This window comes from Vibrio sp. 14N.309.X.WAT.E.F5 (assembly GCF_030397615.1).
Classification (GTDB): Bacteria; Pseudomonadota; Gammaproteobacteria; order Enterobacterales; family Vibrionaceae; genus Vibrio; species Vibrio lentus.
Genome location: NZ_JAPNXR010000015.1, coordinates 1 through 12,482, shown reverse-complemented (window position 1 = coordinate 12,482; position 12,482 = coordinate 1). Strand labels below are relative to the sequence as shown.

Here is a 12,482-nt window from a genome sequence, read left to right as displayed (position 1 = left end):
TAGCACATGGCTGGAATCAACAACAATGTTGGTCAAAGCGGCTTGTCCTATGTTGACCAGCTGAAGAGTCTTCAAGATGGCGCTAAAAAGCCCGATGAAACAACAGGTAAGCAGGATCTTAAACAAGAAGACTTCTTATCTTTGTTGACTAAGCAATTAGCACAACAAGACCCTTTTAAGCCGGTTAGCAATGACCAGATGATTGCGCAAATGGCTTCATTTGCGACCGTAGATGGCATTGGCAAAATGAATACACAGTTTGAAAGCTTGAATTCATCAATGACTTCTAACCAAGCATTACAGGCTTCCTCTTTGGTTGGCCGCGATGTATTGGTTCCTGGTGCGGCAGGTGTGAAACCCGGTGATGGCGGTATGGCGTCCATGGTTAAGCTTCCTCAAGCAATGGACAATGTAATTGTTCGTGTTGAGAACGAAGTTGGCCAATTGGTTCGCACTTTTGATATCGGCTCTAAACCATCAGGCGACACACGTGTTGAATGGGACGGAAAAGACGAAGACGGTAACCCATTGCCGGCTGGTAAATACAACGTGAAAGCGTCGGGTTTACTGGATGGCGAGAACACAGAGTTCCAAGTATCGAGTTATGCGAACGTGAACAGTGTGCTTCTTGGTAAGGGTGATGGCAACGTACTACTCAATCTGGCTGGTTTCACATCGCCAGTACGACTTGCTGAAGTACTAGAAGTTGGTAAAGCGTAACGCTTTAAATGAGTGATTATGCTAGCTAGAGAGATTAGGAGAATATTGGAATGTCATATGTAGCTTTAAGCGGTCTATCCGCTGCACAACTAGACCTGAATACAACCAGTAACAACATTGCGAACGCAAACACATTCGGTTTTAAAGAGTCGCGTGCGGAGTTTGGCGATGTTTACTCAAGTTCGTTATTCACTAACGCAAAAACGACGGCAGGTGGCGGTGCGCAAGCTAGCCAAGTGGCGCAACAGTTCCATGAAGGTTCAAGTATTTATACTAACAACCCAATGGACTTACGTGTAAGTGGTACAGGTTTCTTTGCAGTATCGAAAGACCGTATGGTACCGGAGATCAATGAACTCACGCGTAATGGTGCATTTCACCTAAACAAAGACAACTACATGGTTACTGCTAACGATGAGTTTCTTTTAGGTTACGATGTTGATCCAAACTCGGGTGAAGTTCTTTCTTACGCGCCAAAGCCACTCGACATTCCTGCTGAATTTGGTAAGCCAAAACAGACAGAAAACATTGAAGTAGGGGTTAACCTTCCTGCAAACGGTGATCTTAAAGACCCGGCTGCATTTAACTTCAAAGATGCTGATACCTATAACCGTGCAACGTCTTCGACGGTATACGATTCTATGGGTCAGTCTTACAAGTTAACGACTTACTACCTCAAAGATCAGACTCAACCAAACACTTGGCAGACGTACTACACCATGTCAGATGAGAACGGTGAAAAGCCGGTCAACATTACTGGTGGTGATGCGACAAATGCACAAGGTCATGTTGGTCACACCATGAAGTTCAACAATGACGGTACGTTGGCGAGCCTTAACAATGGCCAGCCAATTAACTCTGAAGCACTAGGTGCTGGAGCGAACCCAATTGATCTGAACGGTGCTGATCCAACGCAAGTGCTTAAGTTTGGTCTAGATTCGTCAACTCAGTTTGCTGCTCCATTTGAACTGACTAAGTTCGATGAAGATGGCGCGACAACAGGTTTCTTAACCAAAATCGATTTCGATGAGTACGGCAGTGTTTTAGGTACTTACTCAAATGGTGAAAACGTGATGCTTGGCCGTGTAGGCTTGGTTCGTGTACCAAATGAGCAAGGCCTAGATAAGAAAGGCGGCACTCAGTGGGATTCTACTAATGACTCAGGTTCTAAAATCTGGGGTGAATCGAACAAAGGTTCATTTGGTAGCATCAACAACGGCTCACTAGAGCAGTCGAACATCGATATGACTCAAGAACTGGTTGATTTGATTTCTGCTCAACGTAACTTCCAAGCGAACTCGCGTTCTCTAGAAGTACATAACCAACTGCAACAGAATATTCTTCAGATTCGTTAATCGTTTCGAGCGTTTGAATCATCTGCGAATACCCAATTCAATGTTATTGAATTGGGTATTGTTGCTGAATTTGATATGGCTGTTTGTTTTTCTATTTGCCGCCCCTATTGCCGCACGGTAATGCCACTGGCAAAAATTCTTCCTCAATGATCCTTTTGTGATCCCTCTTCTTAGTTGTTTTCTATTTAAATTATTGATAAATAACAGTTAAAAATATTGGCACAGTGTTTGCTTTATTAGCCCCAGAAGATGATTTTTGGAGCAAAATTATGGATCGCGCACTGTTTCTTGCCATGAGTGGCGCTAAGCAAAATATGCAAGCTTTGCAGCTACGTGCAAACAACCTTGCCAACGTAAGTACAACGGGTTTCCGTGCTGATTTAGCACAAGCACGTTCAATGCAAGCGTACGGTGAAGGCATGCCTACTCGTGTTTTCAGCATGACAGAACGTCCGGGTCATAATTTCGCACAAGGTAGTGTGGTCACCACTGGCCGCGATCTTGATGTCACGATACAAGGTGATGGCTGGATTTCGGTAATGGACAACACTGGCCGTGAAGGTTTAACACGTAACGGTAACCTAAAGGTTGATCAAAACGGTTTGCTAACCAACGCAAGCGGTCATTTGGTGTTAGGTGAGAACGACGCACCCATCACTCTACCTATTCCTATCAGTAAAGTAGAAATCGGCACAGACGGTACCATTTCGGTGATTCCTCAAGGCGCTCCAGCTGAAGAATTAGCGATTGTCGACCGTATCAAACTTGTGCGTCCAGACAACCAAAGCTTATTTAAAGACACGAATGGTCTATTCCGTTCGAAAAACCCAGATCAGGCATACGAAGCAGATGCAGCGGTAACGTTGCTAAAAGGTGCCATCGAAGGCAGTAACGTAAATGCTGTCGGTGAAATGACCAGCCTAATTGACTTACAACGTCAATTCGAAATGCAGGTCAAGATGATGAGCACAGCAGAGGAAATGGACAAGTCGTCTGATTCACTGCTTCGTATGAGCTAATAGAATTTAAAGGAATTTGCTATGCATCCAGCATTATGGGTAAGTAAAACAGGTTTAGACGCCCAACAAACCAATATCTCAACAATTTCAAACAACCTTGCCAACGCCTCAACCATTGGCTTTAAAAAGAGCCGTGCGGTATTTGAAGATCTGTTCTATCAGAACATCAATCAGCCGGGTGGCCAATCTTCTCAGAATACTGAGCTGCCAAGTGGTTTGATGTTGGGTGCTGGTTCTAAAGTTGTGGCAACTCAAAAAGTTCACACTCACGGTAACGCACAAACGACATCGAACAGCTTAGATATGATGATCGAAGGTGATGGCTTCTTCCAAGTGGAAATGCCAGACGGTGAAACAGGCTACAGCCGAAATGGTCAGTTCACACTGAACGGTGATGGCGCGATCGTAACTTCGGGCCAAGGTTATGCTCTGCAACCAGAAATCGTTATTCCTGAAGATGCGATTTCGGTGACGGTTGGTAACGATGGTGAAGTGTCGGTTCGTCTACGTGGTGAGCAAAACAACGTCGTGGTTGGCCAAATCACCATTACTGACTTCGTAAACCCAGGTGGTTTAGAGCCAGTAGGTCAAAACCTTTACTTACCAACGGGCGCAAGTGGCGATCCGCAAGAGGGTGTTCCGGGCTTTGATGGCTTGGGTAACATCCGTCAGTCGATGCTAGAAACATCGAACGTAAACGTAACCGAAGAGCTGGTTAACATGATTGAAGCTCAACGTGTTTACGAAATGAACTCAAAAGTTATCTCGTCAGTAGACAAGATGATGAGCTTTGTTAACCAACAGCTGTAATTGGTTTATTTGCCGTTTACTGACTTATTTACAATTAATAGATCTGTTTTTAATGAATAGACGAGTTTCTACTCATTGATCTATTTACCATCGCCTGCTGAGAGTATATCGCCATGAAACGTATTTTTTGTTTAGCTCTGTTTCTGTCTATGACAGGCTGTTCTGTACTGGATCCCATCGAAACTCCAGCACAAGAAAACGCGACTACAGTGGTTGATGCAGTAGAAGGTGATAAGTCGGCTGAAGAGAGCTCTGGTATTATTGACACACTTCGTGGCAGAACCGATCCAATCGCGGGCGACCCTGCATGGGCACCAATCAACCCAAAGAAGAAACCTGAACACTATGCTGCAGCGACAGGTTCGCTGTTCAATGTGAGCCATATTGGCAGCATGTATGACGACTCAAAACCTCGCGGTATTGGTGACATCATTACAGTTGCACTCGATGAAAATACTCGAGCAACAAAAAAAGCCAACGCAGACATGTCTAAGTCGAACGACGCATCAATGGAACCATTGGCTGTTGGCGGCCAAGAGCTAACCATAGACAAGTACAATTTCTCTTACGACCTGAGCAACACCAACACCTTTGCTGGTGATACCTCAGCCAACCAAAGTAACAGCATCAGCGGCTACATCACCGTAGAAGTGATCGAAGTGTTAGCCAATGGCAACCTCGTGGTTCGTGGTGAAAAGTGGATGACACTGAACACAGGCGATGAGTATATCCGCCTAAGTGGCACCATCCGCCCTGACGATATTGATTTCGAGAATACCATTGCTTCGAACCGAGTTTCTAACGCGCGAATTCAGTACTCAGGTACTGGCGTTCAGAAAGATATGCAAGAGCCTGGATTCTTGGCACGATTCTTTAATGTATCTTTGTAGAGCTTGAGATAGTGTCGACATACTGGCACTCCCATAATTATTTGATTTCAAGCTAACTCATTATAAATTTAAAGCAATACAGACAGGTTACTCAATGAAAAAACTGACACTCGTACTATTCGGCATGCTATTTCTTGCCACCAGTGCCCATGCTGCGCGTATTAAAGACGTGGCAAAAGTGGCGGGTGTTCGTAGTAACCAACTTGTCGGCTATGGTTTGGTCACAGGTTTGCCGGGTACCGGTGAGACAACTCCCTTTACCGATCAAACGTTTAACGCCATGCTGCAAAATTTTGGCATTCAATTGCCGCCTGGCACCAAGCCAAAAACCAAAAACGTAGCGGCCGTTATTGTTACCGCTGAACTGCCGGCATTCTCTAAGCAAGGTCAGGAAGTTGACGTAACAGTATCTTCTATCGGTTCAGCAAAAAGCCTTCGTGGTGGTACCTTGCTACAGACCTTCCTAAAAGGTTTAGATGGTCAAGTGTACGCGGTAGCACAAGGTAACTTGGTGGTAAGTGGCTTTAGTGCTCAAGGTAATGACGGCTCTAAAATCGTCGGTAACAATCCTAATGTCGGCATCATCTCTAGCGGTGCGACGGTTGAACAAGAGATCCCAACACCATTCGGTCGTGGTGACTACATCACTTTCAACTTAATCCAATCAGATTTCACAACAGCTCAACGTTTGGCTGATGCGGTGAATAATTTCCTAGGCCCACAAATGGCTTCAGCGGTCGACGCGACTTCAGTAAAAGTTCGCGCACCACGTGAAATCAGTCAACGTGTGGCTTTTCTCTCTGCCATCGAAAATATCGAATTCGATCCTGCAGAGGGCTCTGCAAAAATCATTGTTAACTCACGTACCGGTACGATTGTGGTTGGTAAGCATGTTCGTCTAAAAGCCGCTGCGGTAACGCACGGTGGCATGACGGTCGCAATCAAAGAAAACCTAAACGTGAGCCAACCCAATGCATTCTCTGGCGGACAAACAGTTGTAGTTCCTGATTCTGATATCGAAGTAACGGAAGCTGATGGCAAGATGTTCAAGTTTGAGCCGGGCTTAACGCTGGATGATTTGGTTCGCGCAGTCAACGAAGTGGGCGCAGCGCCTTCTGATTTAATGGCAATCCTTCAAGCACTAAAACAAGCGGGTGCAATTGAAGGCCAATTGATCATTATCTAAGGGATAAAGCATGATTAAAAATAACAATGACATCGGCTTTATTCACGATATCGGCAGCCTAGATCGTCTTCGTCAACAAGCAGTAAACGGTGAAGAAGGCAGCGAGAAAGAAGCATTAACCGCTGCGGCAAAACAGTTTGAATCCATTTTTACGTCGATGTTGTTTAAGTCGATGCGTGATGCGAACTCTAGCTTTAAGTCAGATATGCTGAACAGCCAGAACGAACAGTTTTATCGTCAGATGCAAGATGACCAAATGGCGAGTGAACTCAGTGCTTCAGGTTCATTAGGTCTTGCGGATATGATCGTAGCTCAATTAAGCGCGGGTCAAGCAAGTGATGCGACAGAAGACAAGGTTCGTAGTGAAGGTTTTGATACCTCACTGGAAAGACCTAAGTATTCAGGTCGTTCAGAAGGGAAAGTCTCTGAAGTTCAATCAGCTAAGTCAGCAACAGCCATGTCAGCAGCAAAACAACCCGCATCTTTCGACTCTCCAGAATCGTTTGTGACCTCAATGAAGCCTTACGCTGAAAAAGCGGCGAGCGCACTCGGTGTTGATTCGTCATTGCTATTAGCACAAGCGGCACTTGAAACAGGCTGGGGTTCTAAGATGATTAAGAACTCTTTGGGCAACAGCAACAACCTATTCAACATCAAAGCAGATAGAAGCTGGAAGGGTGATAAGGTCGCGACTCAAACGCTTGAGTTTCATGGTAAAACAGCCGTTAAAGAGTCAGCTTCTTTCCGTTCTTACTCTAATTTCGAAGAGAGCTTTAATGATTACGTGAAGTTCTTGAACGAAAACCCAAGATACGAAACAGCGCTACAGCATCAAGGCAATTCAGAGAATTTCATCAAAGGCATTCATCAGGCAGGTTACGCAACCGACCCTAACTATGCAGACAAGGTTTTACGAGTTAAAGCCAAGATCGATGAGATGAACTAGTGTCATCAATCAACATAGAGAGCTTGCTACTGGCAGGCTCTTTTCTTATCCGCCCCTTCCGAACTTGCCACTCCTTTCATCGTTATCTCCTTACACTTCAATAAATTATTGTCTTTTAACTCTCCGTTATTTCTATTGGCACATATATTGCTAAATATCTTAATAATAAGCTGTAGTAGTTAATCAGTTCATGCTGATTTTGTTAAGTTTTTTGGGGGCATTATGGCGTCGGATCTTCTGAATGTAGGGGCACAAAGTGTTCTTACGGCTCAGAGACAGCTAAACACCACAGGTCATAACATTTCTAACGCCAACACAGAGGGCTATAGCCGCCAGTCTGTGATTCAAGGTGTGAATGACCCGCGCCAGTACGGTGGGCAAACCTACGGTATGGGTGTGCATGTGGAAAATGTTCGCCGCTCTTGGGATCAGTTTGCCGTTAAAGAACTTAACTTATCGACAACCAATGCCGCCAACAAAGGCGATACCGAAGCCAACCTCGATATGCTGTCGAGCATGTTGTCGTCGGTCGCTTCAAAGAAGATTCCAGAAAACCTCAACGAATGGTTTGATTCCGTTAAGACTCTCGCCGATACCCCAAATGATGTGGGTGCGCGTAAGGTCGTGTTAGAGAAAGCAGGGCTTGTAACTAAAACCTTGAATGAATTTCATGAAACGGTACGTCAACAGTCTGATTCTACGAACAAAAAATTAGAAGTCGGCATAGAACGTGTAAACCAAATAGCGGTTGAGATTCGTGATGTTCAGCGTCTGATGATGCGAACACCAGGACCTCACAATGATTTACGAGACCAGCACGAAAAGCTGATCAATGAGCTATCTGGTTACACCAAAGTGACGGTAACGCCGCGATCTAATGCGGAAGGATTTAACGTCCATATTGGTAATGGTCATACCTTGGTTTCTGGTAGTGAAGCAAGTCAACTGAAGTTAGTTGACGGTTTACCTGATACGCATCAGCGTCGATTAGCGATAGTTGAAGGCAAGTCTTTGAAGCCGATTACCAGTAATGATATCGATGGGAAAATCGGTGCCATGCTCGATATGCGCGACGAACACATCCCTGGCATCATGGACGAACTTGGACGTTTGGCGACGGCTTTCTCTGAGAAAGTAAACTCACTTCAATCACAAGGTCTGGATCTCAATGGCAACGTTGGCCAAAACATTTTCACCGATGTGAACTCTGAGCGCGTTGCGAAATCACGCGTGACGGCTGGCAGCCAATCAAAGGCTGATGTTGCCGTTTATATTGATGACACTTCTGCCTTAAAAGGCGGCGAGTATGGCCTTAAGTATGACGGCAGTGACTATGTCGTGACCAAGCCTGACGGTGAAACGGTAAAAGTCAGCACTAATTCAGCGGGCAATGCTTTTTATCTCGATGGTATGCGAGTCGAAGTTCGAAACCCACCTGAATTGGGTGAGAAGCTGTTACTGCGTCCAACTCGTAATTTTGCTGCTCAGATTCAGATGGAAACCAAAGACCCTAGAGATATTGCCGCACAAAGTTATGAGGCATCGACCACGTTCGCAAAAGGCTCGGCGGGGTTCAAAATCCTAGCGGCCGGTCAATTACGTGAGTTTGAAGTGATTGTTTCACCAAAAGGTGAGCAGTTTGCCGTGACTGACCCGAAAGGCAATATTTTAATGCAGCCGCAGCCGTACCCACCTGAAGGTCCGGTTACGATTAATGGCACGACTTTTGAGTTGACCGCTGGGGCTGTGGCAAACGATAAATTTACGGCAAACCTTGTCCCATCAGAGGGTGACAACGGTAACTTGCGTAAGCTGCAAGATCTCCAAACAGGAAAGATCTTGAATGATGGTGAGTCTACGATTTTAGACCTTTACCACAACTTGAATACCAATACGGGCCTGAAAGCGTCGACGGCAAATCGCTTAAGCGACATTGCCACCTTAGAAAAGGAATCCGCTCAGGAACGTATTGCTTCAGTGTCGGGGGTTAACCTCGATGAAGAAGCGGCAAATATGATGAAATTTCAGCAAGCGTATATGGCTTCTTCACGCATCATGCAAGCAGCCAATGATACGTTCAATACTATTTTGGCTCTGAGGTAGGAAGTATAAATGTTGAATCGTATTTCTAGCTTCCACAACTACCAATCTGTTCAGAACGACTTGCGCCGTCAAGAGAACAAGATACATCACAACCAAGCACAACTTGCTTCCGGTAAGAAGTTGCAGTCGCCAAGTGATGATCCTCTTGCGACCCACTATTTACAAAATATTGGTCAGCAATCAGAGCAGCTTAAGCAATATAGTGACGCAATCGTCTTAGTTCGTAATCGACTGGAACATCATGAGGTGTTGGTCTCCAACACCGAAGGCTTTGCTGATGAAGCAAAACGAACCGTGATGGAAATGATTAACGGTGCGCTCTCTCCTGAGGACCGTTTAGCTAAGAAGCGCGAGATCCAAGAACTATCGAATAACTTTCTGCATCTAGCTAACTCTCAAGATGAGTCGGGTAACTACACGTTTGCGGGTACGAAGCCGAAGAATCAACCCTTCTTTAGAGATAACCAAGGCAACGTCAGTTATCAGGGCGACGACTATCAGCGAAAGATGCGTGTAGCGAGTAGCTTCGAGATGGCGATGAATGATCCGGGCAGCAAGTTATTTATGGAAATAGATAACCCGTTTGGTGATTACGAACCGCAGTACGAGCTTGAACCCGCTTCTGAATTACTTTTGGAACGTGCGACGAACTCAGCTGAAGATGGGTCAACGTATAAAGTGACGTTCGTTGATATGCAGACCGGGAATTATGCTTATCAACTTGAAAAAGATGGCGCAGTGGTGGCCGCAGAAGACTTTGATCCTTCGACTGGCATTGTCTATGAAGGGCTGAATATCCAAATCAAAGGCCAAATTACTAAAGGCGATTCGATCACCTTAGAGCCGAGAGAGACCTTCTCTATCTTTGATACGTTCAAAGAAGCGGCTGAGCAGGCTGAAAACCCGGTATCGGATGCATCAGCAACAGCGAAATTGCACCAAGTGACTGAAGAATTTCATGCTGCGTTTATTCATCTAACGAAGGCTAGAACCGATGTCGGTGCACGCTTGAGCACATTGGATATTCAAGAGCAGCAACATGAAGATTTTAAGTTGTCTTTAGCCAAAGCAAAAAGCAACTTTGAAGACTTGGATTACTCGAAGGCCATCATTGAGTTCAATGAAAACTCTCGAGCATTGCAAGCTTCTCAACAAGCGTTTGGTAAAACCAAAGACCTGACCTTGTTTAATTATATTTGATAATTAATCGGTATTTAGTGGTGAACTAACACTCACCATTGAAGTTAGATTCTTTGCCATATGTGCTATGCCGTATGCGCGAATCACTTCAACCTTTGCCGGTTTTTCATACAGGATATCATCTGTTTGAGAATAGCGGCAAAAAGCGGCAATGGGCGAATGAAGATACTTTTTGTTCCCCAAGCTAGTTAAACCAAATCGAGTTAAGTTTTAATTTAAGTGATTGATTTTATGTATATTAAAAATTAATCAAAACAGTATTAAACTTGGCATATAACTTGTATCTGTGTTGGTCATAAAATGATTTATACAGATCTTAAACCCTGCATAGGGTTTAGCGAGTAATACACGGTCAGTGCTTATCCATATGAGAGTAAAGCTGGCCGCTTCGCAGAAAGTTTGCGAACTCATAAGGAGAGCAAAATGGCTATTAATGTAAGCACTAACGTTTCTGCTATGACAGCACAGCGTTACCTAAATAAAGCGTCTAATGACTTAGCGACCTCTATGGAGCGTTTGTCATCAGGGCATAAAATCAACAGCGCGAAAGACGATGCAGCCGGTCTGCAAATCTCGAACCGTTTAACGGCGCAATCACGTGGTTTAGACGTGGCAATGCGTAATGCCAACGATGGTATTTCAATTGCACAAACCGCTGAAGGCGCGATGAACGAATCAACCAACGTACTACAACGTATGCGTGATCTGGCGATTCAATCATCAAACGGTACGAACTCGGCAGCGGAACGTACAGCGCTTAATGAAGAGTCATCGGCACTTCAAGATGAGCTAAACCGTATCGCGGAAACGACCTCATTTGGTGGCCGTCGTCTGTTGAATGGTTCATTTGGTGAAGCATCTTTCCAGATAGGTTCTAGTTCTGGTGAAGCAATGATTATGGGACTCACTAGTGTTCGTGCTGATGATTTCCGTATGGGCGGTACTACGTTCGATTCTGAAAATGGTAAAGATAAAAGCTGGGAAGTGCCGCCAACGGCGAGCGACCTTAAGTTTGAATTCAGAACCAAAGCAGGTGAAGACATCGTTTTAGATATCAATACCAAAGCGGGTGATGATATCGAAGAGCTTGCTACTTACATTAATGGTCAATCTGATCTTGTGAACGCATCGGTGACCGATGATGGTCGCGTACAACTATTTGTTGCTGAACCTGACCTTGACGGTGCAATGTCGATTTCTGGTGGCCTAGCATCTGAGCTAGGTATTAAGAGTGAAGGCCGTGCAACATCGGTTCAAGATATCAGCCTGACTAGCGTTGCAGGTTCACAAAACGCAATCAGCGTGATTGATTCTGCAATGAAATATGTAGATTCACAGCGTGCTGATTTGGGTGCTAAACAGAACCGTCTAAGCCACAGTATTAATAACTTGGCAAACGTTCAAGAGAACGTAGACGCGTCTAACAGCCGAATCAAAGATACGGACTTTGCGAAAGAGACGACGCAAATGACCAAATCACAAATTCTGCAACAAGCAGGTACTTCGATACTTGCTCAAGCAAAACAGTTGCCTAACTCTGCAATGACACTATTGCAATAGTTATTGGTTGAACTTGCTGTTCGTGTTCAGACGTGAGCCATACAGCAAGGGATACTGGCAAGCATACTTACTATGAGTGTTTAGCTCTCTCATCTCTCACCTGCTATTCATTTTTACGGTAAGAATGCAACGGCGAGTCAGAAATGTGTTCATTTCTCGATGATCTCCACACAGGCTCTGACCTGCCAACTAGCCCCGGTTCTCTCAAAGGAAAAGGGGCTTTTTCCTTTCTGTTTTTTATTTCTCTGTTTCCTATCTTTCTTATTGCTATCTTTTTGCTTTCCTGTCTTTTGCGTTTCCCGCTGGCTTCTAACTTTAGGTTTCTGATCTTTAACGTTTCAATTCAACCCATTTTCTTGGTTACAAACGCTCTCCTTGGCTAGATAAATTGCACAATCTTTATGCCCATCTGCGATCTTTGGTGATTGATCATTTCTGAGCTTTGACTAATTTGAACGACAGTTAGCGTGTTTTTTGAACAAGTTAGGATCTTTAGCCCGTTAAATCCAATAGCTGTTTTAGAAAAGCGATAAATTTAACTTGCTGATAAGTAACAAAATAATATTTTATTTGTGGTTTTTTAAAAGTTTTTCTAAAGCTTCGGGATTTTGAGCCGTTATTAAAAGTAACTTTGAGAGAACTACTTGGTTTTCCGAGACGTCGGAAACCGCTATACCGGAAAATCAATTGGAG

The 12,482-nt window shown here is 44.5% G+C and carries 10 protein-coding genes and 1 pseudogene; 10 read left to right on the top strand and 1 reads right to left on the bottom strand.

Going from position 1 to position 12,482, the window contains the following annotated elements; all coding sequences use genetic code 11:
• Nucleotides 1–6: 6 nt before the first annotated feature.
• From flgD to OW495_RS15890, 10 genes are all read left to right on the top strand, one after another.
• Nucleotides 7–720 carry a flagellar hook assembly protein FlgD gene (gene flgD / locus OW495_RS15935; RefSeq protein ID WP_004736177.1) on the top strand — a complete coding sequence of 238 codons (714 nt, stop codon included), beginning with the start codon at nt 7–9 and terminating at the stop codon, nt 718–720.
• 50 nt (nt 721–770) lie between these two features.
• Nucleotides 771–2,075 (top strand): flagellar hook protein FlgE, encoded by a 1,305-nt coding sequence (gene flgE, locus OW495_RS15930; RefSeq protein WP_017076830.1) that lies wholly within the window; start codon nt 771–773, stop codon nt 2,073–2,075.
• A 269-nt stretch (nt 2,076–2,344) separates the two neighbouring features.
• Complete coding sequence (locus OW495_RS15925) at nt 2,345–3,094, top strand: flagellar basal body rod protein FlgF (protein ID WP_004736179.1); 750 nt, start codon at nt 2,345–2,347, stop codon at nt 3,092–3,094.
• A 21-nt stretch (nt 3,095–3,115) separates the two neighbouring features.
• Complete coding sequence (flgG, locus tag OW495_RS15920) at nt 3,116–3,904, top strand: flagellar basal-body rod protein FlgG (RefSeq protein ID WP_004736180.1); 789 nt, start codon at nt 3,116–3,118, stop codon at nt 3,902–3,904.
• 113 nt (nt 3,905–4,017) lie between these two features.
• Nucleotides 4,018–4,794 carry a flagellar basal body L-ring protein FlgH gene (flgH, locus tag OW495_RS15915; RefSeq protein WP_017106349.1) on the top strand — a complete coding sequence of 259 codons (777 nt, stop codon included), beginning with the start codon at nt 4,018–4,020 and terminating at the stop codon, nt 4,792–4,794.
• A gap of 94 nt (nt 4,795–4,888) precedes the next feature.
• The gene (locus OW495_RS15910; protein WP_017106350.1) at nt 4,889–5,980 is read left to right on the top strand and encodes a flagellar basal body P-ring protein FlgI; all 1,092 of its coding nucleotides are present in this window, start codon (nt 4,889–4,891) and stop codon (nt 5,978–5,980) included.
• Between the two features lie 10 nt (nt 5,981–5,990).
• The gene (flgJ, locus tag OW495_RS15905; RefSeq protein ID WP_065104908.1) at nt 5,991–6,926 is read left to right on the top strand and encodes a flagellar assembly peptidoglycan hydrolase FlgJ; all 936 of its coding nucleotides are present in this window, start codon (nt 5,991–5,993) and stop codon (nt 6,924–6,926) included.
• 222 nt (nt 6,927–7,148) lie between these two features.
• Entirely contained in the window at nt 7,149–9,029 is a 1,881-nt protein-coding gene (flgK, locus tag OW495_RS15900) for a flagellar hook-associated protein FlgK (RefSeq protein WP_076668713.1), read from the top strand.
• A gap of 9 nt (nt 9,030–9,038) precedes the next feature.
• Nucleotides 9,039–10,229 carry a flagellar hook-associated protein FlgL gene (gene flgL / locus OW495_RS15895; RefSeq protein ID WP_004736186.1) on the top strand — a complete coding sequence of 397 codons (1,191 nt, stop codon included), beginning with the start codon at nt 9,039–9,041 and terminating at the stop codon, nt 10,227–10,229.
• 423 nt (nt 10,230–10,652) lie between these two features.
• Nucleotides 10,653–11,789, top strand: coding sequence for a flagellin (locus OW495_RS15890; protein WP_289887390.1), 1,137 nt, complete (start codon nt 10,653–10,655; stop codon nt 11,787–11,789).
• Nucleotides 11,790–12,281: 492 nt separating this feature from the next.
• Here OW495_RS15890 and OW495_RS15885 read toward each other — a convergent pair.
• Nucleotides 12,282–12,482: pseudogene (locus OW495_RS15885) on the bottom strand (hypothetical protein); the annotation flags it as partial.

Coding starts and splice junctions, on each gene's coding strand:
- flgD (WP_004736177.1), top strand. CDS start 7: ATGGCTGGAATCAACAACAATGTTGGTCAAAGCGGCTTGTCCTATGTT.
- flgE (WP_017076830.1), top strand. CDS start 771: ATGTCATATGTAGCTTTAAGCGGTCTATCCGCTGCACAACTAGACCTG.
- OW495_RS15925 (WP_004736179.1), top strand. CDS start 2,345: ATGGATCGCGCACTGTTTCTTGCCATGAGTGGCGCTAAGCAAAATATG.
- flgG (WP_004736180.1), top strand. CDS start 3,116: ATGCATCCAGCATTATGGGTAAGTAAAACAGGTTTAGACGCCCAACAA.
- flgH (WP_017106349.1), top strand. CDS start 4,018: ATGAAACGTATTTTTTGTTTAGCTCTGTTTCTGTCTATGACAGGCTGT.
- OW495_RS15910 (WP_017106350.1), top strand. CDS start 4,889: ATGAAAAAACTGACACTCGTACTATTCGGCATGCTATTTCTTGCCACC.
- flgJ (WP_065104908.1), top strand. CDS start 5,991: ATGATTAAAAATAACAATGACATCGGCTTTATTCACGATATCGGCAGC.
- flgK (WP_076668713.1), top strand. CDS start 7,149: ATGGCGTCGGATCTTCTGAATGTAGGGGCACAAAGTGTTCTTACGGCT.
- flgL (WP_004736186.1), top strand. CDS start 9,039: ATGTTGAATCGTATTTCTAGCTTCCACAACTACCAATCTGTTCAGAAC.
- OW495_RS15890 (WP_289887390.1), top strand. CDS start 10,653: ATGGCTATTAATGTAAGCACTAACGTTTCTGCTATGACAGCACAGCGT.